The sequence below is a fragment of the Janibacter corallicola NBRC 107790 genome (assembly GCF_001570965.1).
In the GTDB taxonomy this organism is placed as follows: Bacteria; Actinomycetota; Actinomycetes; order Actinomycetales; family Dermatophilaceae; genus Janibacter; species Janibacter corallicola.
Window position 1 is genome coordinate 36368 of the sequence record NZ_BCSR01000015.1, and the last position, 19724, is coordinate 56091.

Here is a 19724-nt window from a genome sequence, read left to right on the forward strand (position 1 = left end):
GGAGGACTCACATGACCGGCAGGCGGGAGACGAAGGCACGCAGCTGGTCGATGTTGCGGACCTCGTGCATGTCGATGAGCTCGGCGTAGCGGCCGGCGACGGAGTCGCCGGTGTCCCACTGCCGGGCCGGCTCCGGGTTGAGCCAGACCGCGTGGCGGGCGCGGGAGACGATCTCGCGCAGGGCGTCGGTGCGCGGGTCGGTGCCGTTGGTCCGGGCGTCCCCGAGCACCAGCACCGTCGAGCGCGGGCCCACCGCGTCGAGATGCTCCTCGACGAAGTCCCGCATCGCCGACCCGTAGTCGCTGCTCCCGTGCCACCGGGTCAGCGTCGCCTCGCTCGTGATGCGTTCGCTGATGTCCTCCCCGACGCGGCTGCCGCGGACCAGCTCGGTGATGTCGTCCACCGTGTTGACGAAGCCGAAGAACCGCACCCGCCGGAACTGCCCCGCCAGCGACTGCAGCAGCAGGATCGTGAAGCGCGAGAAGCCCGAGACCGACCCCGACATGTCGCAGAGCAGCACGACGTCGGCCCGGCTGCGGGTCCGGCGCCGGTGGGCCGGCCGCACCGGTACGCCCCCGGTGGACATCGCAGCGCGCAGCGTGCGGCGGATGTCGATCGCACCCCGGCTCTGCCGCCGCTGCCGGGCGGCCAGCCGCGCGGCGAGCTTCCGCGAGAGCGGGTGGACCGCGGCATGCAGCTCGGCCGCCTCGGTGGTGCCCGTGAGCAGGAAGTCCTTGCGCTCCAAGGGATCACGCACCCCGTACCGAGAGATCCGGTCCCGCCCGCGCACCTGCGAGTTGCGTCGGGTCGCCTCGGTCTCCACGCGCCGCCGGAAGGCCCCGACCCGCGCCCGGATCTCGTCCCGGTCGAAGCGGTCGGTCAGCCGCTCCGGCCGCCAGCCGCTCCCGGGGCCGCCACCGCTGCCCGAGCCGGTCGCCCCGCCCGGCCCGCTGCCGGACCCGCCCGAGCCCTCACCGGAGCCGCCCGAGCCCTCACCGGAGCCGCCGACGACGTCGCCGGCGTCCCGGGCTCGTTGCAGCGCAGCGGCGATCGCGGTCCGGGGCGCGAGCCGGTCCAGCGCCTGGTGCGCGGAGTAGCCGCCGGTCGTGGCCTGGTTGGCCAGCCGCCCCAGCTCGGCGACGGTCCGTGTCGCGAGCTGTTCCAGCGCCTGCTCGTCACCGTCGGCGAGGGCCGCGACGAGCTCGTGTCGGATCGCCTCGGCCCGCTCCCGGGCCTCCCTCGTGTCCACCGCCGGGTCGGGCGGGTCCTGACCCGTGCGCTCACCCACGGCCGCGGGGAAGTGGATGTCGAAGAGCTGGTCGAAGGTGTCCCGGTCGGCCGAGCGGCGCAGCATCGCCGCGGCCAGCCCCGCCCGCAGCCGCTCACGGTCGGTCAGCCCGAGCGTGCGGGCGACGGCCGCCGCGTCGGTCACCTCGGTGGTGCCGACGTTCAGCCCGTGGCCCCGCAGCGACCGGCCGAGGTCGACCAGCCGCGCGCCGAGCGGATCAGACGAGGGCACGGCCGAGGTCCAGGCGTTCGGCGGCCACCGCGATGTCCTCGCGGTGTTTGAGCACCACGCCGAGGGTCTCGCGGACCAGCTGCGGGTCCAGCTCGCCCTGCGGTCCCTCGTCCGCGCCGAGGCTGAGGAGGGTGCGGGCCCAGTCGATGGTCTCCGCCACCGAGGGTGACTTGCGCAGCCGCATCTCCCGCAGCGCGCCGACCAGCCGCACGATCGAATCGGCGAGGCTCTCCTCGAGGCCGGGCACGCTCAGGCGCACGATGCGCCGCTCCAGCTCCGCCTCCGGGTAGTCGATGTGCAGGTACAGGCAGCGTCGCCGCAGTGCCTCGGACAGCTCCCGGGTGGCGTTCGAGGTCAGGACGACGAAGGGGGTCTGCCGCGCCCTGATCGTGCCGAGCTCCGGCACCGTCACCTGGTGGTCCGAGAGCACCTCGAGCAGCAGCCCCTCGATCTCCACGTCCGCCTTGTCCAGCTCGTCGACGAGCAGGACGGTCGGCTCCTCGGTACGGATCGCGGTGAGCAGCGGCCGGGACAGGAGGAACTCGTCGGTGAAGATGTCCTCCTTCACCGAGGCCCAGTCGGCCCCGTCCTCCCCGGTGGGGTCCGTGTGGGCGCCGGCGGCGGTGATGCGCAGCAGCTGCTTCGCGTGGTTCCACTCGTACAGCGCCCGGGCCTCGTCGACCCCCTCGTAGCACTGCAGGCGCACCAGCCCGCTGTCGGTGGCCGCGGCCACCGCGCCGGAGAGGGCGGTCTTGCCGACCCCGGCCGGTCCCTCGATGAGCAGCGGCTTGCCGAGCTGGTCCGCGAGGAAGACCGTGGTCGCGATCGCGTCGGAGGCGAGGTATCCGTGCTCGGCCAGCCGGTCGCGCACGTCCTCGACGGAGGCGAAACGTGGGGAGTGGGTCATGCCCGCAGTCTGCCGGACGCGACCGGCGGCCCCGGAGGGAGACCCGCGGGCCGGTGGCGCTCCGCGCCCCGGCACGGACCACATCTAGGATGGCCGCGAACGAAGGGGAAGAATCCGTGGCCGACGATCTCGAGAGCAACCTGGACCGGCAGCGCGAGCTGTACGGCGAGACGCTGCGCGATCTCGCGGACCGCGTGATGTCCGCGCTCGACCTGACCCAGGGGCGACTCGCGGAGGCACTCGGCCTGTCCGCGCCGATGCTCTCCCAGCTCCTCTCGGGGCGGCGGGTCAAGATCGGCAACCCGGCGGTCGTGCCGCGACTGCAGGCGCTGCTCGAGCTCGCCGAGGAGGCGCCGTCCCTGACGCGGGAGCAGGTCGCCTCCCGGGTGGCGGCCGCCCACGACGTGCAGGGGACCTTCACGACCGGGATGACCACCCGCGACGAACGGCGCGCCGGGGCCCTGGACGTCCTGCGTGCCACGGCGAGCGGGCCGGAGCTGCTCGACGCCGCCCGCCTGCTCGACGAGAAGCACCCCCGGCTGGCTGCGCTGCTGCGGGAGGCGGGGCCTGCAGGTGGGTGAGGTCTTCGCCGGCAGGTACGAGCTGCTCGAGCTCATCGGGCAGGGCGGCATGGGCTCGGTGTGGCGGGTCCACGACCGCCGCACCGACCGGATCGTCGCGGCCAAGGTGCTGCGCCAGTCCGATGCCGCCTCGCTGCTGCGCTTCGTGCGGGAGACCGCCTTCCGGGTCCAGCACCCGCACGTCGTCACCCCGCTCGGCTGGGTGGGGGAGGACGACCGGGTCCTCTTCACGATGCCGGTCGTCGACGGCGGGTCGGTCTCGACCCTCGTGGGGGACCACGGGCCGCTGCCGGCCCCCTTCGTCGCGGAGATCCTGCGTCAGCTCCTCGACGCGCTCGCCGCGGTGCACACCTCGGGGATCGTCCACAGGGACGTCAAACCGGCGAACATCCTGCTCGCGGCGACGGGGAGCGACCGGCCGCACATCTACCTCACCGACTTCGGGATCGCTTCGGAGCTGGAGGGCCCACGCCTGACCGAGACCCACATGGCGCTCGGCACCCGCGGCTACATGGCACCGGAGCAGAGCCGGGGCGAGCTGGCCACGGCCAGCGACCTCTACGCCGTCGGGGCGGTCGCGGGCTACATGCTCACGGCGCAGTCACCGACCGGGGTCGGCCCCACGGCCTTCGCCCGGCCCCCGGGGGTACCCGACCCGATGTGGGGGCTGATCATGGAGCTGCTCGCGGAGCACCCGGCGCAGCGCCCGGTCTCCGCGACCGTCGCCCGGCAGCGGTTGGAGATCCCCGAGCTCGCCTGGACCCCGGAGGCTTCGGGTGAGGTCACGGTGCTGCGCCAGGTCGAGGCGCCCGAGTCCGAGGGGGAGAGCCCGCCCCCACCGCTGCGCCCGGAGTCCGCGCGGCCCTACCCGCCACCGCCGAACGTCCCCGCCCAGGCCGGTTCGCCTCCTCCCGGGCAGCCTGCGCCCCCCGGGCCGACGCAACCGGCGGGTCCCGGCCCGACCCAGCCCGCGGCCCCCGGCCCCACGACGCCCGAGCCGGGCGCCGGAGCGTCCCGGCGACGAGGCCGCGTGCTCGTCCCGCTCGGAGTCGTGACCGTCCTCGCCGTGCTCGTCGCGCTCTCCTTCGTCGTCGTCTGGGCACCGTGGTCCGGCGGCGGGGGAGAGGACGCCACGGACCTGCCCACCGTCACCCAGGACGTGGGGGACGAGTGCGACTTCACCGAGGTCGGCCTGCGCGGCGCGACCGAAGGGGGCGACGCCGTCCTGTGCACCCGGGCCGAGGACGGCACCTACTCCTGGGAGAGCGGGACCGAGCAGGACTAGCTCAGGCGCCGGATCACCAGCCAGATGCCGCCGCCGAGCAGCACGAGGAGCACCACGCCCCCGCCCAGCCACGGGAGCACCGCGCCGATGTCCGTCGACGACCCCTCGGCGGAATCGCCCCAGTCACCGGCGGTGAGGTCGTAGTCCACCTTCTTCGAGGCGGACCCGTCGACCTCGACCGTGAAGGCCACCTTGATCTTCTGCCCCTTGAGGGACTTGCCGAGGCCGGCGGTCCCGACGTTGACGGCGTAGTAGTACCACCCGCCCATGTGCGAGGACCACGTGTAGTCCTCGTAGCGGTTGAGGTAGCGCACCTCGGCCGTGTTCACCGACGACAGCATGTTGTAGCCGCCGCCGTAGCTGCCGGTGTTGGGGTCCTCGACCAGGGTCCGGTCCGGCGCGTAGAGGACGCCGGCGATGTTGAGGGAGTCCAGCCCGTCCGAGGGGTACCGGAAGCCTCCGGTGGGCCCGTTGACGGTGAAGCGGGCGGTCTGCCCGTAGTCGACCCGGACCCGGTAGACCCGGGTCTGGCCCGGCGCGATGGTGTCGGTCCAGGTGCCGGACGTGATCTCCGGGGCGTCGGTGAAGCCGGTGCCGCCCTCGACCGGCGTCGGGTCCGATGCCTTGAGGTCCTTGATGTCGGGAGCCTCCTCGACCCCCTTCGGCAGGTCCTTCAGGTCGCCCACCGGAGGCTCCTCGAGGACCTGGATCTCGGCCGGCAGGGTCTTGGTCGGCCCGTCCCTGCCCACGAGGACGGTGAAGGTGCCGGTGTTGCGACAGGAGGGCTCTCCGGAGGTGTCCGAGGCCGGCCACTTGCCCCACACGACGCCGGAGATCGTGACGAACGGGGTGGTGCCGCTGCTGGAGTCGCCGAGGTAGGTCTCGTCGTCGAAGCACTCCGTGCCGTCCGGGGCGAGGAGGCGCAGGCGCAGGTCCTCGGTGTTGTAGTCGTCCGGGTCGCCGTAGGAGGTGGGCCGGGTGGTCAGCGAGACGTGCAGCGTCGAGCCCGGGGCGGTGCGCTCGACCCGGTAGGCCCGCCACCCCTCCTCGCTGGAGGTGATCTTGTCGCGGTACACCCCGGGGGAGAGCGTGGGGGCGTCGTCGGGGAGCTGCTCGGCGCCCTTGAGATCGACGCCCTGCACCGGGGTGCCGGCGAAGGGGGCTGACGTCCCGTCCCCGTCCGCCGCGGCCGGGGCCGTGGCGGGCAGCGAGAGCCCGCCGATCAGGGCAGCGCCGACGAGCGCTCGTGCCGCGATGGTCCTTCTGCTCATGCCCCGTCCTGGTGATCCGGTGGTGCCCCGCCGGATACTAGTCGCCGCGGCCGAGGCCCGAGCACCTGCCACACCCAGCACAGTCGGGAAGCCCCGGCCGGCGCCGCCGTCCACCCCCCTGCGATGGACGACGGGCCGCGACCCTGTCCACCCCCCTGCGATGGACAAGGACCGGGGCTTCCCGCTCCCCTGTTTGCAATAGCAATCTAATGGTTTGCGTATGCAAAAGTCAACCTCGGGGCGTGCTCGCCGGGGGTCGGCCGGGTGTTACGTGTTTCCGCGGATGCGACGGATGCCGAACCATGCCCCGGCTGCGAGGAGGAGCGCGGCGAGCAGTCCGCCACCGACCCAGGGGAGGAGGGAGCCCCCTTCGTCCTCGTCGCTGTCGGCGGCGCCGGCCTCCTCGCTCGTCCCGTCCGGGCCGGAGGGGTCCGGCTTCTCCCCGATGGCCGCTGCCTGCCAGTCCTCGTCCCCGGCGTACTCCGGCCCGCCCGAGGGCTTGCCCTCGAGGTCCACGGTGAAGGCCACCTTGATCGGCTGCCCGGCGAGCTCCTGGCCGAGGTCGCCCGCGCCGACGCCGACGGCGTAGTAGTACCAGCCGCCCATGTTGGATGCGCCGAGGTTGTCCCTGAGGTGGGTGTCGGCGTACCGGTTCCGGTAGCGCACGGGTGGCCCGGCGACAGACTTCGGAGAGCGCCCGTAGGTCTGGCTGAAGTTGCCGGTGATCAGGGTGTTGTCGGTGAGCGCCTGCCTGTCGGGGCCGAAGGCGCGCCCGTCCACGAAGAGGGAGTCCAGCTCGGACCCCTCGGGGTAGCGGAAGCCCCCGGTGGGTCCGTTGGCGGTGAACCGTGGTGTCTGGCCCGGCTCGACCCAGACCCGGTACACGAGGGTCTCGCCGGGCACGAGGGTGTCGACCCAGGACCCCTCGGTGATCTCGGGGGCGTCGGCGAAGGAGAGTCCGCCGGTGATCGACCTGGTCCTGCCTGCCTTCAGCGTCTTCTCCGCCGGGTAGTCCTCGGCCGCCTTCGGCAGCTCGCCCAGGTTGGTCACGCGGGGTTCCTCGATGACCTGGATCTCGGTCGGGGTGGTCTGCGTGGCGCCGTCCCGCGTGACCAGGACGGTGAATTCTCCCTTCTTGGTGCAGGCGCGCGGGATGTCGCCGTCGGGCGACTGGCCGCTGAGGCGTGCGGTGACCGTGGAGATCGGGTTCAGCCCCTGGTCGTACTCCCCGGTCCCGTCGTGGCTGCTGACGCACTCGGTGCCGTCCTGGGCGATGATCTCCAGGTCGAAGGTCTCCAGCCCCGACGGTTCGTCGCCCGCCCGGTAGTCGGAGGGCTTGGTGGCGAAGGAGACGTGCAGGGTGGACTTCTTCTGGGTGCGCTTGATGCTGTAGGCGCGCTGGGGGCCCTCGCCGGCGGCGAGTCGGTCGGTGAGCTCGTCGGTGTACAGGCCGGGCTTGAGGACGGGCAGGTCGGCGGGGAGCTGCTCGTCGGGATCGACCTCGACCCCCCTGACGGGCTGGCCGCTGAAGGAGAAGTCGCGCACCGCCCGGGTGGAGATCTTGTTCAGGCTCGTGGCCAGCTCGTCGGCGTCCGCGGCGTCGTAGTAGGTGCCGTTGCCGGTGTCGGCGAGGCACTCCAGCTGCTTGCGGGCCTTGTCGTCGACGGCGAAGCCGACGGTGTCGATGCGCAGGTCGACGCCCTTGCCGACGAGCTTCTTGATGGTGGGGCAGGGGTCGGGCACGCAGGACTCCTTGCCGTCGGAGACGAGGATGATGTTGCGCTTGCCCGTGTCGCCGAGGTCGTCGAGGCCCTTCTGCAGGGAGTGGGCGATGGGGGTCTCGCCCTTGGCCCTGAAGCCGTTGGCCGCCTTCTTCATGGCGGGTTTGTCCAGGGGGCCGACGGGGACGGCGAGCTGGGTGTCGTTGCAGGCGGCCTTGGTCGGTGTGCCGCCTTCCTCGGTGGCCCCGTAGACGCGCAGGCCGACGTCGGCGTCGTCGGGGAGGGAGTCCACGACCCCGGTCAGGGCCTTCTTCGCGGCCTGCATCTTGGTGCCGCCGGAGGGGTCCGGTTCCTTCATCGAGCCGGACGCGTCGAGCATGAGCAGCAGCTTGCCGTCGTCCGTGTTCGCGGCCGGCGCGGCAGCCGACGTGGTGGGTGCCGAGGAGGCTGCTCCCACGCTCGCGCCGGAGGTGCCGACGCCGGTGAGGACCAGCGCGCCGGCGAGGCCGGTGACGAGCAGAGTCCGTCGCAGGGCGGGTGTGGTGATGGGCATCGAAGGCCCCCCCCGGGGTGGCGTGTATTTGCGGTCGCAAACTACATGTGTGCGAACGGGAATGTCAACCGTCCGGCGTCGCCCGGGCGCTCAGAGGTTCGCGAGGTCCTCGCGGCAGCCCTGCTCGACCGCGGCGAGCTCGGTGAGGGTGTCCTCGATGTCCCGGCGGCGCTGCTCGAGGTCGACGCGCCGCTGCTCGATCTGGGCCAGGAGGTACTCCAGCTGGCTCCGCCGACCGCGGGGAGCGTCGTAGAGGTTGATGATCGTGGCGATCTCGTCGAGGGGCAGGCCCAGGCGCTTGCCGCGCAGCACGAGGGCTAGGCGGGTGCGGTCCCGCCGGTGGAAGATCCGGGCGGTGCCCTGCCGCTCCGGGGAGATCAGCCCGACGTCCTCGTAGTAGCGCACCGTGCGGGTGGTCACGCCGAACTCGTCCGCGATCTCGCGGATGGTCCAGGTGCGCTCCCGGCCGCCGTCGGTGGCGGGGGAGGGGGCTCCCTTCGTCGGGCTTGTCATGGCACGGGATCATGCTTTACGTTGACGTCAACGTCAAGCACAGGTGCTGGCGCGGGCCACCGCCCGGCGGCACCGGGAAGGCCCCACATGTTCGAGCTCTCGAAGGACCACGAGGACTTCCGCGCCGCGGTCCGCGACTTCGCCGAGAAGGAGGTCGACCCCCACGTCGCGCAGTGGGACAAGGACCACCACCTGCCGCTCGACGTCGTGGCGAAGATGGGCGAGATGGGCTTCTTCGGCCTCGTCGTCCCCGAGGCCTGGGGCGGCTCCGCCGAGACCGTCGACGGGGTCGTGCAGTCCGACTTCACCGCGCTGTGCGTCGCGATCGAGGAGCTCGGCCGGATCGACCAGTCGATCGGCATCACCCTCTCCGCCGGCGTCGGCCTGGGCATCAACCCGATCCTCATCTTCGGCAGCGACGAGCAGCGCGACGCCTGGCTGCCCGACCTCGTGGCCGGCAGGCGCCTGGCCGGCTTCGGCCTCACCGAGCCGGACGCCGGCTCCGACGCGGGCGGCACGCGCACGAGCGCCAAGCGCGAGGGCGACGAGTGGGTCATCAACGGCGCCAAGTCCTTCATCACCAACTCCGGCACCGACATCACCTCCGTGGTGACCGTGACCGCCCGCACCGGCACGAGCGACTCCGGCCGGCCGCTGATCTCAGCGATCCTGGTCCCGAGCGGTACCCCCGGCTTCACCGTCGAGGAGCCCTACGACAAGCTCGGCTGGAACATCTCCGACACCCACGGGCTCAGCTTCGCCGACTGCCGCGTGCCCGCGAGCAACCTCCTCGGCGGCGAGGGGGAGGGCTTCCGCCAGTTCCTCAAGACCCTCGACGACGGTCGCATCGCGATCTCCGCGCTCGCCACCGGCCTGACCCAGCGGATGCTCGAGCTCGCGACCGACTACGCGAGCACCCGCACCGCCTTCGGCAGGCCGATCGGGGCCAACCAGGGGATCTCCTTCCAGGTCTCCGACCTGGCCGTCATGGCCGAGACCTCGCGGCTGCTCACCTACAAGGCCGCGTGGCTGAAGGACCAGGCCGACCGCGGGCAGCGCTCGAGCGCGGAGGTCGCCCGGGCCGCCTCCGTCGCCAAGCTCTACACCTCCGAGGCCGCCGTGAGCGCGACCCGCATCGCCACCCAGGTCTTCGGCGGCAACGGCTTCATGGAGGAGTACCCCGTGGCACGCTTCTACCGTGACGCCAAGATCCTCGAGATCGGCGAGGGCACCTCCGAGGTCCAGCGGATGGTCATCGCCCGTCACCTGGGCCTGCCGGCCTGAGCGAAGGGAGCGCCATGACCACCGATGCACGATCCCCGAGGCGCGACGACGCGGGTCCCACGTTCGGCGTGGGCACCTCGAAGGGGGACTCCGGCGTCGCGGACCTGCGCCAGCGACTGCGCAACGCCCACGCCCTCTCCGAGCGACCCACCGAGCGGGGCGCGGCGAAGCTGGAGTCGCAGAACAAGCTCTACGTGCGGGACCGGATCGCGCTGCTGCTCGACGAGGGCAGCTTCGTCGAGGACGGGCGCTACGCGAACTCCACCGCAGGCAACCTGCCCGCGGACGGCGTCGTCACCGGCCGGGGCCTGCTCGACGAGCGGCCCGTGATCGTCATCGCCAACGACCCGACCGTCAAGGCCGGCTCCTGGGGCAAGCGGACGGTCGAGAAGATCGTGCGCGCCACCGAGATGGCGCTCCGGGAGGAGCTGCCGGTCTGCTGGCTGGTGGACTCCGCGGGGGCGCGGATCACGGACCAGGTCGAGATGTTCCCCGGCCGCCGCGGCGCCGGGCACATCTTCCACAACCAGGTCGCCCTCTCCGGCAAGGTCCCCCAGGTCTGCTGCCTCTTCGGCCCGAGCGCGGCGGGCGGTGCCTACATCCCCTCCTTCACCGACCTGGTCATCATGGTCGACGGCAATGCCTCGATGTACCTGGGCAGCCCCCGCATGGCCGAGATGGTCGTGGGGGAGAAGGTCTCGCTCGAGGAGATGGGCGGTGCCCGGATGCACTGCACCGTGAGCGGCGTCGGGGACGTCCTCGTCGAGGACGACTCCGAGGCGATCGAGGTCGCCCGACTGTGGCTGAGCTACCTCCCGCAGAACTGGCACTCGGAGCTGCCGACGTACCAGCCGGAGCCGCCTGCCGTACCCCTCACGGAGGCGACCGTCCCGGAGCGGGAGTCCGAGCCCTTCGACGTGCACGACGTCATCGACGGCCTCGTCGACGAGGACTCCTTCTTCGAGGTCAAGGAGCTCTTCGCCCCCGAGCTCGTCGTCGGCCTCGGCCGGATGGACGGCGAGACCGTCGGCATCGTCGCCAACAACTCGATGGCCAAGGGTGGGGTGCTCTTCACCGACAGCGCGGACAAGGCGGCCCGCTTCATCTGGCTGTGCGACGCCTACTCCATCCCGCTGATCTACCTCGCGGACGTGCCCGGCTTCATGATCGGCTCCGAGGTCGAGCGCGGCGGCATCATCCGCCACGGCGCGAAGATGGTCTCCGCGGTCTCCTCGGCGACCGTCCCGCAGTTCTGCGTCGTCGTGCGCAAGGCCTACGGCGCCGGCCTCTACGCGATGGGCGGGCCCGGCTTCGCCCCGGACGCGACGATCGCGCTGCCCACCGCGCGGATCGCCGTCATGGGTCCCGAGGCGGCGGTCAACGCGGTCTACGCCAACACGATCGCGCAGATCGAGGCCGAGCAGGGCGAGGAGGCACGCGAGGAGTTCATCGCCGCCAAGCGCGCGGAGTACCTCGAGGACGTCGACCTCGAGCGCCTCGCGAGCGACCTCGTCATCGACCAGGTGACCGAGCCCGAGGACCTGCGCGGCGAGCTGCTCGCCCGGCTGCGCCACGCCCGCGGTCGGGAGCGCGCCTTCTCCACCCGCCGACGGGACATCCCGCCGGTGTGACCGGGGGCGGATCCCCCTTCGTCCTGCACGCGGAGCACTTCATCCTTACCGTGGGGTAACCACGTTCCCGACGAAGGATTCCCCATGAAGTGCTGGACTGCCCCCGTCGCCGCTGCTGCCTGCGCGATCGGCCTCGTGGCCACCGCGGGCACGGCAGGTGCCGCGACCGACGACCCGCTCCGCAAGGACCTGTGGGGCCTGGACCAGACCCATGCCGAGCAGGCGTGGTCCACCTCCACCGGTGAGGGGGCCGTCGTCGCGGTCGTCGACACCGGTGTCGACCTGGGCCACCCGGACCTGCAGGGCCAGCTCGTGCCCGGGGCCGACTTCGTCTGCGGCGAGCAGGCCGGCTCCTGCGGCGACGGGGGCTGGAAGGGCAAGGACGGCAAGGGCCAGGAGAGCGACTCCCACGGCACCCACGTCGCGGGCACCATCGCCGCCGCGGCCGGCAACGGCACCGGGGTCGCCGGTGTCGCGCCGGACGCGAAGGTCATGCCGGTCAAGGTCCTCGAGGACGGCCAGGGCACGAGCGAGGACATCGCCGAGGGCATCCGGTACGCGGCCGACCACGGCGCCGATGTCGTCAACCTCAGCCTCGGCGGCCTGCCGGGCACCCAGATCTTCACCATCCTCGGCTCGGACACGGCGATGAAGGACGCGATCCAGTACGCCAGTGACAAGGGCACCCTCACCGTCGCCGCGGCCGGCAACACCTCGACCCTGCTGTGCAACGATCCCGCCTTCAGCAGCGACTCGCTGTGCGTCGGGGCGACCGACCGCAACGAGCTGAAGTCCTACTTCTCCGAGTTGCCGGTGCAGCTGGGCAAGCTCGGGGTCGCCGCTCCGGGCGGCTCGGGGCGCCTCCTCGGCGGCCCCTGCAGCGACGACATCGTCTCCACGGTGCCGCGGGGCACCGGCAGCGGGGAGTGCTACGGCAAGGACTACGACGCGTACGCCGGCACCTCGATGGCGACCCCGCACGTGGCGGGCGTGGCCGCACTGCTGGCCGCCCAGGGGCGGGACGCCGAGCAGGTCGAGCAGACGCTGCTGGAGACCGCACGCAACCCGCTGACGGGGGTCCGTGGCGGCCTCAGCGTCCTCTACGGTCGCGGCATCGTCGACGCCAAGGCGGCCGTCGCCACGAAGGTGGGCTGACCTCGCGCTCAGCTCGGCACGGCCAGGTCCCACCAGGCCGTGCCGAGCTCGGCGAGCATCGTGCGCAGCAGCGGCAGGCAGACCCCGACCACCGTGCTCGGGTGGCCCTCGATGCCCTCGACGAAGGGGGCTCCCCGCCCGTCGATCGTGAACCCGCCCGCGACGTGCAGCGGCTCGCCGGTGGCGATGTAGCCCTCGATCTCCGCGTCGCCGACGTCGGCGAAGGTCACCCGGGCCGAGGCGGAGCGACCCACCGCGGGGCTGACACCACCGGCGCCGTCGGTCATCGTGAGCCAGTGCCCGGTGTGCAGCACGCCGGTGCGGCCGCGCATCCGGGCCCACCGCTCGCGCGCCCGCCCGGCCGTGTGGGGCTTGCCGAAGATCTCCCCGTCCAGCTCGAGCACCGAGTCGCAGGCCAGGACCGGCCCCGGTGACCCGGCGCGGGGGGCGACGTCCGCCCCCTTCGCCTCCGCGAGCAGCTGCGCGACCTCGCCCGGGGTGATCGCCGGGTCCCCCTCCCGCGCCCGGGCCTCCACGGCGGTCTCGTCGACGTCGCTGACGAGCACCGCGGGCTCGATCCCGCAGGCGCGGAGCAGTCCCAGGCGGGCGGGGGAGGCCGAGGCGAGGGTGAGTGTGTGCACGCGCACAGTTCCTTTCCGGTTGCGAAGTTGTGACCGGCGAGTAGGTTGCGAGGCGCAGCCCACGCCACACCACAGACAGGAACACCATGTCAGCGACGATGAAGTCAGCGACGACGAAGCGGGTGGCCCTCGCCGGGGCCCTCAGCCTTGCACTGGTCATCCCCATGGCCGGCACCGCCTCCGCCGGACCGGACGACATCCCCGGGACCGCAGGGGCCGCCACGCTCACCGACACCCCGGAGCCGGAGCGCCCTGACTTCTACGAACCGCCGGAGCAGATCCCGAGCACGCCGGGCACGATCATCCGCACGGAGCCGGCGACCTTCCTGCTCGACCCGCTGGGCCTCTCCTCGAATGTCGTCACCGCCACCCGGGTCATGTACTCCTCGACGGACGTCGACGGCAACCCGATCGCGGTCACCGGCACCGTCTTCGTGCCGAAGACGAAGTACATCGGGGCCTCGGAGCGCCCGCTGATCTCCTACACCGCCGGCACCCAGGGAATGGCGGACGCGTGTGCACCGTCCCGGCAGATGTCCGAGCTCGTGGAGTACGAGGGCATCGGCATCGCCCGGACGGTCAGCCGTGGCTACGCGGTGGCCATGTCCGACTACCAGGGCCTCGGGACCCCCGGCTCCCACACCTACATGGTCCGTGAGGCCCAGGGGCACGCGAGCCTGGACATGGCCCGTGCCGCCCGGCAGCTGACGGGTGACGACGTCGACACCTCGAACCCGATCGGCCTCATGGGCTACTCCCAGGGTGGGGGTGCCGCGGCGGCAGCCGCGGAGCTGGCCGAGAGCTACGCGCCCGAGCTGCCGATCAAGGGGTCGGCCATCGGCGCCCCGCCGGCCGACCTGGGCAAGGTGGCCCAGAACATCGAGGGGGGCCTGTACAACGCCTTCGCCCTCTTCGCCACCCTCGGCCTGGCCCAGGCCGAGCACATCGACCCCGGGCCGGTGCTCAACGACAAGGGGGAGGAGCTCGCCGCCTCGGTCGAGGGCTCCTGCGTCTACAACCTCTTCGACTACGCCTTCAAGGACAGCGGGCAGTACACCGAGAGCGGGAAGAAGCTCACCGAGCTGCTGAAGGAGGAGCCCTTCGCCTCCGCCGTCGAGGAGCAGCGCATCGGCAGGTTGACGCCGAACGCCCCGGTCGAGATCAACCATGCTGTCGCCGACGACGTGATCCCCTACGAGGTCGGCAAGCAGCTGGGCCGCGACTGGTGCGCGAAGGGGGCCCGGGTCACCCTCAACCCCGGCCTGACCCCGACGCACGTCGGCGGCATGGTCCCGCACGTGGAGAAGTCGATGTACTTCTTCGAGAAGCGCTTCGCCGGGAAGAGCACCGCGAACAGCTGCTGGCGCCTCTGAGGGTCACCGGGTGTGTGCACCCGGTGGTCAGGACGTGGCCACGTAGTAGGCCGCGTCGCCCACCCCGGCGGAGACGGTGGCCGGGTCGACGAAGATCGTGATCCGGTCCCCGGCGCCGTTCTCGTAGGTCGCCGAGCTGTCCGTGCTGCCGGTGCGGGCCCAGTCGCTCTGCCCCGGGGTGAGGGAGTCGAAGAGCGTGCTCGTCGCGCCGCTCGTCGCGTAGTCCGCGGCCGAGGTGCGGTTGTCCGCGCCCCAGGCGCGCACGAGCGCGTCGCAGTAGGGACCCACGGTGCTGGGCAGCCCGCGGGCCTCCTCCTCGGTCGGCTCGGGGGCCGGCTCCGGGGCGACGTCGCCGGTCCACTCCACGTTGCCGGCGACGATCGCGCCGCCCTTGCCCGCTCCCGCCGTCGCGGTGTCGAGCAGCACGTAGAGCGTGCTGCCGTTGCCGTCGGTGTAGCGCACCTGGGTCCGCTCGCCCTGCGTGGTGCTGCCGGCGCGCTGCCAGGTCGAGCCGCCGCGTGGGTCGTAGGCGAAGAGTGCCGAGACCGCCTCCGGGGTCGCGTACCGGGTCGCGGCGGGGCGGTCCCCGATGCCCCAGGCGCGCACGAAGGCGTCCGCGTAGTCACCCGGATCGCCCGGCAGCCCGGAGACCGACGAGCCCTCGTCGGAGGTCTCCTGGGAGGTCTCGCTCGTACTGCTCGTGCTGCTCGACTCCGGCTCCTCGCTCTCCTCGGAGGAGGTGCTCGAGCTGCTCGACTCCGCCGGGCTGGACGTCTCCGTCACCGTGACCGTCCCGCCGCCCTCCGACGCGCCGGCGTCGGACGAGCAGCCCGACATGCCGAGCGCGAGCATCGCGGCGAGCGCGGCGGATCCCCTCACCATCCGTGGTGTCCCCATGGCTGCAGGTTACGACCGGCGTGCGATCGGGACAACGGCGGTCTCAGATCTCGCCGAGGACGGCACCCCGCAGCGTGTCCAGGCCCATCCCACCGAGGTCGAGCGCCCGCCGGTGGAAGTCGGCCAGGTCGAAGGCCGCACCGGCACGGCGGCGGGCCTCCTCGCGCAGCTGCAGCCAGAGTCGCTCGCCGACCTTGTACGAGGGCGCCTGCCCCGGCCAGCCGAGGTAGCGGTCCAGCTCGAAGCGCAGGAAGCCCTCCTCCATGTTCGCGTGGGCGCTGAGGAAGGACCAGGCCTTGTCGTGGTCCCAGTGGCCGCCGCCGACCTCGGCCGGGGCCTCGAAGCCGCAGTGCACGCCGATGTCGAGCACGACCCGCGCCGCGCGCAGACTCTGCCCGTCGAGGAGTCCCATCCGGTTGCCCGGGTCGTCCATGTGGCCCAGCTCGGCCATGAGCCACTCGGCGTACAGCGCCCACCCCTCGGCGTGGCCGGAGGTGAAGGAGGAGTGCCGCCGCCACCGGTTGAGCAGCTCGCGCCGGTGCACGGTCTGCCCGATCTGCAGGTGGTGACCGGGCACGCCCTCGTGGTACACGGTCGTCAGCTCGCGCCACGTGCCGAACTCCGTGACCCCCTTCGGCACCGACCACCACATCCGACCGGGCCGGCTGAAGTCGTCGCTCGGCCCGGTGTAGTAGATCCCGCCGGTCTGGGTCGGGGCGATCATGCACTCGATGGTGCGCACCGGCTCGGGGATGGCGAAGTGCCCGGACCCGAGCAGCTCGACGGCCTCGTCGGCGGTGCGCTGCATCCACTCCTGCAGCGCCTCGGTGCCCTGCAGCCGGTAGCGCGGGTCGCGGTCGAGCGCGGCGACGGCCTCCTCGACGCCCGCGCCGGGGAGGATCTGCTCGGCGACCTCCTGCATCTGCGCGGTGATCCGGGCCAGCTCCTCCTGCCCCCACGCGTACGTCTCCTCGAGGTCGACCTCGGCGCCGAGGAAGGCGCGCGAGTGCAGCCGGTAGTTCTCGATCCCGCAGCCATCGGCCTGCGGAGCCTTCTCCCGCAACGTCCCCAGCCGTCCGGCGAGGTCGCGGTAACCGGCTGCCGCGGTCTCGACACCGCGCCGCAGGTCCGCCGCGACGGAGTCGGGGAGTGCGCCCCCGCCCTCGAGCGCGGCACCGGAGAGCAGCGCCGCGAAGTAGCCGTCCGGGGCGGTGAGGTCACCGCACTGGTCGATGCACCGGTCGTACTGACGAAGGGGGGCGATCTCCCCCTTCGCCGCGGCGGCGGAGAGGGACTCGGTCCACTGCTCCAGGGCGGTCGGGATCCGCTCCAGGCGGCCGGCGATCCGCCCCCAGTCCTCCGACGTCGCCGTGGGCATCAGATCCAGGACGTCGCGCACCTCCTGCATGGGGGAGGCGAGCACGTTGATCGTGGCCAGGTCCAGACCCGCCTCGTGGATCTCCTCGGCGAGGCCGAGACGCTCGCGCATCGCCGCGAGCGTCACCCGGTCCACGTCGTCGACGGGGCTCGCCTGCTCCAGCGAGGCGAGGGTCGAGCGTCGCAGCCGGGAGGCGGCGGCGTACCCGTCCGGGGAGAAGTCGTCGACCTCGGTGTCGTGACCGGGGATCCCCAGGTACGTGGCGGCGAGGGGGGAGAGGTCGACCTCGGCGTCGAAGTGTGCCTCGGCGATGCGGTCGACGTCGGTCTGCGGGCGGCTCTGCTCACTGATCACGCAGTGGACGGTACCCGCGTCGCGGCCCCGATGCGCCGCGGGATCCTCAGACGAGGGTCTCGTCGACGAAGCACCAGCGCCACGCCTCACCCGGCTCGAGGGAGCGCATCACGGGGTGCCCGGTCTGCTCGTGGTGGGCGGTCGCGTGGCCGTGGGAGGAGTCGCAGCAGCCGACGTGACCGCAGCTGAGGCAGACGCGCAGGTGCAGCCAGGTGAGCTCCTTCGCGAGGCACTCCTCGCAGCCGTCGGGTTCGCGGGGGACGACCGACTCGGGAAGGTCGCGCTGGTGCTCGCACTCGCCGGTGATCCGCTCCGGGGCCAGCAGCGGCGCACTGCGCACCGCGTCGGTGCGGGCGCCGATCGACTCGAGCGTGGACTCCTCGGCGTCGAGCGCCCCGAGGACCTGGGCGAGGACCTGGTGGTCGACCAGCCCTGAGTCGCGGATGCGCAGCAGCTCGGCGCGCTCGGCCTGCAGGACCGGTAGCCGGATGCGGCGGTAGGCATCGCTCGGTGACTCGGTCTCGCTGCGTCCCAAGCGTTCCCACACCCGGTTGACACGTTGGCGAGCCTGCTGGCGCAGTCGGGCGGCGGCGTCCTCGTCGACGTCGGGCAGCTCCTCGAGGCGGCGCAGCCCGGCGACGACGGCGGCCTGGGTGACCGTGGCCTCCTGGAGGGCGTCCTCGCGCGGGTCCGGCCCGTGGACGCCGAGGGTGCGGGCGAGCAGCGGCAGCGTCGTGCCCTGGATGAGCAGGGTGCCGATCGTCACCGTCATCGCGACGAGGACGAGGGTCGGGCGGTGCGGGGTGTCGTGCGGCAGCAGCAGCGCCGCGGCGAGCGTCACGACACCTCGCATGCCCGCCCAGCTGACGACGAGGCTCTCCTGCCACGGCCGCAGCCGGTCCCGCTCCCGACGGGAGAGGCGGGCGCGCAGCCAGCGCAGGGGGAAGATCCACGCCGGGCGCAGCGCGAGCACGGTCACGAGGACCGCCAGGCCGATGAGCAGGGTGGAGCCGAGACCGAGCACGGAGGCGCGGACGTCGTCGACGAGCGAGCTCAGCTGCAGCCCGATGACGAGGAAGACGGCGTTTTCGAGGATGAACTGGATGCTCGCCCAGTTGGACCGCTCCGACAGCCGGGAGCGGGCGTTCTGCAGGACCGGCGCACGGTGGCCGAGGAGCAGCCCCGTGGTGACGACCGCGAGCACGCCGGAGGAGTGGACCAGCTCGGCCGGCAGGTAGGAGGCGAAGGGGGCGATGAAGCTGATCGTCGTGTCGACCACCGGGGAGTGGGTGTGCGTGCGCAGCACGGCCAGCGCCTTGTAGGCGAGGTACCCGATGAGCACGCCGCCGAGGGCGGCGCGCACGAAGTCCCGGCCGACGGAGGCGATCGTCACCTCGGTGTCCCCGACGCCGGCGTGGCCGGCGGCCAGCCCCGCGGCAGCCATGGCGGTGCGCAGCGAGACGAGCGCGGTGGCGTCGTTGAGGAGGGACTCGCCCTCGAGGAGGGTGACCGCCCGGCGCGGCAGCCCGATGGCCCGGGCGACGGCGGTGGCGGCCACCGCGTCCGGCGGCGCGACGATCGCGCCGAGGGCGAAGGCCAGGGCGAAGGAGATCGGCAGCAACGCGCTCGCGACGACCGCGACGCCGAGGGCCGTGACGAGCACGAGCGCGATCGACAGCCCGGCGATGGCCACGCGCTGGGCCTTGAGGTCGACGAGCGAGGTCGAGATCGCGGTGGCGTAGAGGAGGGGCGGCAGCAGCCCGATGAGGACGACCTCCGAGGAGAGCGTGATGTCGGGGACCCACGGGACGAAGGAGATCGCGGCCCCGGCCGCCAGGAGGAGCAGGGGCGTGAGCAGGCCCAGTCGCGACGCGATGCCGTGGACGAGCAGCGAGGCGAGGGCGATGGCGAGCAGGGTGAGGGCGAGCTGCACGGGCCCATTGTCCTCTCCTCCGGGGCGTCTCGGGATGCGACGGCGGGTGTGGGCGGTGGCCGCCCGGTGCCACGATCGAGGGGTGACGCGCTACCTCCACGGCCATGCCGCCCCGGTCGTCGCCGCGCACGCGGCCCGCACCGCCGAGACCTCCGCCGGCTACCTCCTCCCGCACCTGCAGCCGGGGCAGCGGGTCCTCGACGTCGGGTGCGGCCCGGGCTCGGTCACGCTCGACCTGGCCCGGCGCGTCGCCCCGGGCGAGGTCGTCGGCGTCGACGCCTCGGAAGAGGTGGTCGAGCAGGCGCGGGCAGCCGCCCGGGAGGCGGGGATCGGGCAGGTGACCTTCGAGGTGGCGGACGCGATGCATCTGCCCCACGACGACGACTCCTTCGACGTCGTGCACGCGCACCAGGTGCTCCAGCACGTCGCCGACCCGGTCGGGTTGCTGCGCGAGATGGCGCGGGTGACCCGTCCCGGCGGGATCGTCGCCGCCCGCGACGCCGACTACGAGGCAATGACCTGGGCCCCGGCGCACCCGGGGCTGACCCGTTGGCTCGAGCTCTACCGCGCGGCCGCACGCGGGACCGGCGCCGAGCCCGATGCCGGCCGGTACCTGCTTGGCTGGGCGCACGAGGCCGGCCTGACCGATGTCGCGGCGAGCGCCTCGGTGTGGTGCTACGCGGACGACGAGGCCCGCCGGTGGTGGGGCGGGCAGTGGCAGCGGCGGG

At 72.7% G+C, this 19724-nt stretch carries 16 protein-coding genes; 7 read left to right on the forward strand and 9 right to left on the reverse strand.

Features of this window, described 5'->3' with window-relative positions:
• Positions 1 to 7: 7 nt before the first annotated feature.
• Together JCO01S_RS07740 and JCO01S_RS07745 are read right to left on the reverse strand one after the other, a co-directional pair.
• Positions 8 to 1519, reverse strand: coding sequence for a VWA domain-containing protein (locus JCO01S_RS07740; RefSeq protein WP_068253313.1), 1512 nt, complete (start codon positions 1517 to 1519; stop codon positions 8 to 10).
• The gene (locus JCO01S_RS07745; protein WP_068253321.1) at positions 1506 to 2426 is read right to left on the reverse strand and encodes an AAA family ATPase; all 921 of its coding nucleotides are present in this window, start codon (positions 2424 to 2426) and stop codon (positions 1506 to 1508) included. The genes JCO01S_RS07740 and JCO01S_RS07745 overlap by 14 nt, the downstream gene beginning before the upstream one ends.
• Before the next feature lie 116 nt (positions 2427 to 2542).
• Between JCO01S_RS07745 and JCO01S_RS07750 the strand changes: the two genes are divergently transcribed.
• Together JCO01S_RS07750 and JCO01S_RS07755 are read left to right on the forward strand one after the other, a co-directional pair.
• Positions 2543 to 3007 (forward strand): hypothetical protein, encoded by a 465-nt coding sequence (locus JCO01S_RS07750; protein ID WP_157074515.1) that lies wholly within the window; start codon positions 2543 to 2545, stop codon positions 3005 to 3007.
• The gene (locus JCO01S_RS07755; RefSeq protein WP_068253328.1) at positions 3000 to 4292 is read left to right on the forward strand and encodes a serine/threonine-protein kinase; all 1293 of its coding nucleotides are present in this window, start codon (positions 3000 to 3002) and stop codon (positions 4290 to 4292) included. Before JCO01S_RS07750 ends, JCO01S_RS07755 begins: the two co-directional genes overlap by 8 nt.
• On the opposite strand, the gene JCO01S_RS07760 is transcribed toward JCO01S_RS07755, so the two are convergent.
• From JCO01S_RS07760 to JCO01S_RS07770, 3 genes are all read right to left on the reverse strand, one after another.
• Entirely contained in the window at positions 4289 to 5563 is a 1275-nt protein-coding gene (locus JCO01S_RS07760; protein WP_068253330.1) for a hypothetical protein, read from the reverse strand. The genes JCO01S_RS07755 and JCO01S_RS07760 overlap by 4 nt on opposite strands.
• 267 nt (positions 5564 to 5830) lie before the next feature.
• The gene (locus tag JCO01S_RS07765) at positions 5831 to 7837 is read right to left on the reverse strand and encodes a vWA domain-containing protein (protein ID WP_068253334.1); all 2007 of its coding nucleotides are present in this window, start codon (positions 7835 to 7837) and stop codon (positions 5831 to 5833) included.
• 90 nt (positions 7838 to 7927) lie between these two features.
• A complete protein-coding gene (locus tag JCO01S_RS07770; RefSeq protein ID WP_068253336.1) occupies positions 7928 to 8350 on the reverse strand; it encodes a MerR family transcriptional regulator in 423 nt (140 codons plus the stop codon).
• Between the two features lie 87 nt (positions 8351 to 8437).
• On the opposite strand from JCO01S_RS07770, the gene JCO01S_RS07775 reads away from it, so the two are divergent.
• The 3 genes from JCO01S_RS07775 (at position 8438) to JCO01S_RS07785 (ending at position 12420) form a co-directional block, all read left to right on the forward strand.
• Positions 8438 to 9634: an acyl-CoA dehydrogenase family protein gene (locus JCO01S_RS07775; protein WP_068253339.1), complete on the forward strand. Its 1197-nt coding sequence runs from the start codon at positions 8438 to 8440 to the stop codon at positions 9632 to 9634.
• Positions 9635 to 9648: 14 nt separating this feature from the next.
• Positions 9649 to 11265, forward strand: coding sequence for an acyl-CoA carboxylase subunit beta (locus tag JCO01S_RS07780; RefSeq protein ID WP_084342738.1), 1617 nt, complete (start codon positions 9649 to 9651; stop codon positions 11263 to 11265).
• 84 nt (positions 11266 to 11349) lie between these two features.
• Positions 11350 to 12420: a S8 family serine peptidase gene (locus JCO01S_RS07785; RefSeq protein WP_068253341.1), complete on the forward strand. Its 1071-nt coding sequence runs from the start codon at positions 11350 to 11352 to the stop codon at positions 12418 to 12420.
• 8 nt (positions 12421 to 12428) lie between these two features.
• Here the strand turns inward: JCO01S_RS07785 and JCO01S_RS07790 are convergent, their stop codons facing one another.
• A complete protein-coding gene (locus JCO01S_RS07790; protein ID WP_369407285.1) occupies positions 12429 to 13061 on the reverse strand; it encodes a Maf family protein in 633 nt (210 codons plus the stop codon).
• A gap of 98 nt (positions 13062 to 13159) precedes the next feature.
• On the opposite strand from JCO01S_RS07790, the gene JCO01S_RS07795 reads away from it, so the two are divergent.
• Positions 13160 to 14434: a lipase family protein gene (locus JCO01S_RS07795; protein ID WP_068253348.1), complete on the forward strand. Its 1275-nt coding sequence runs from the start codon at positions 13160 to 13162 to the stop codon at positions 14432 to 14434.
• Between the two features lie 27 nt (positions 14435 to 14461).
• On the opposite strand, the gene JCO01S_RS07800 is transcribed toward JCO01S_RS07795, so the two are convergent.
• Genes JCO01S_RS07800 through JCO01S_RS07810 form a run of 3 tightly spaced genes read right to left on the reverse strand, consistent with a single transcriptional unit; the run spans position 14462 to position 18996 of the window.
• Entirely contained in the window at positions 14462 to 15331 is an 870-nt protein-coding gene (locus tag JCO01S_RS07800; RefSeq protein WP_157074516.1) for a hypothetical protein, read from the reverse strand.
• 43 nt (positions 15332 to 15374) lie between these two features.
• The gene (locus JCO01S_RS07805) at positions 15375 to 17063 is read right to left on the reverse strand and encodes a DUF885 domain-containing protein (protein ID WP_068253354.1); all 1689 of its coding nucleotides are present in this window, start codon (positions 17061 to 17063) and stop codon (positions 15375 to 15377) included.
• Between the two features lie 46 nt (positions 17064 to 17109).
• On the reverse strand, positions 17110 to 18996 hold the full coding sequence (locus JCO01S_RS07810; RefSeq protein WP_068253360.1) for a Na+/H+ antiporter: 1887 nt from the start codon (positions 18994 to 18996) through the stop codon (positions 17110 to 17112).
• A gap of 82 nt (positions 18997 to 19078) precedes the next feature.
• Between JCO01S_RS07810 and JCO01S_RS07815 the strand changes: the two genes are divergently transcribed.
• On the forward strand, positions 19079 to 19724 hold a 646-nt coding region (locus JCO01S_RS07815; protein WP_068253362.1), incomplete at its 3' end, for a methyltransferase domain-containing protein.

Excerpts from the sequence above, each read along its gene's own strand:
- JCO01S_RS07745 (WP_068253321.1), bottom strand. The coding sequence starts at position 2,426 with ATGACCCACTCCCCACGTTTCGCCTCCGTCGAGGACGTGCGCGACCGG.
- JCO01S_RS07760 (WP_068253330.1), bottom strand. The coding sequence starts at position 5,563 with ATGAGCAGAAGGACCATCGCGGCACGAGCGCTCGTCGGCGCTGCCCTG.
- JCO01S_RS07765 (WP_068253334.1), bottom strand. The coding sequence starts at position 7,837 with ATGCCCATCACCACACCCGCCCTGCGACGGACTCTGCTCGTCACCGGC.
- JCO01S_RS07770 (WP_068253336.1), bottom strand. The coding sequence starts at position 8,350 with ATGACAAGCCCGACGAAGGGAGCCCCCTCCCCCGCCACCGACGGCGGC.
- JCO01S_RS07775 (WP_068253339.1), top strand. The coding sequence starts at position 8,438 with ATGTTCGAGCTCTCGAAGGACCACGAGGACTTCCGCGCCGCGGTCCGC.
- JCO01S_RS07780 (WP_084342738.1), top strand. The coding sequence starts at position 9,649 with ATGACCACCGATGCACGATCCCCGAGGCGCGACGACGCGGGTCCCACG.
- JCO01S_RS07785 (WP_068253341.1), top strand. The coding sequence starts at position 11,350 with ATGAAGTGCTGGACTGCCCCCGTCGCCGCTGCTGCCTGCGCGATCGGC.
- JCO01S_RS07795 (WP_068253348.1), top strand. The coding sequence starts at position 13,160 with ATGAAGTCAGCGACGACGAAGCGGGTGGCCCTCGCCGGGGCCCTCAGC.
- JCO01S_RS07800 (WP_157074516.1), bottom strand. The coding sequence starts at position 15,331 with ATGGGGACACCACGGATGGTGAGGGGATCCGCCGCGCTCGCCGCGATG.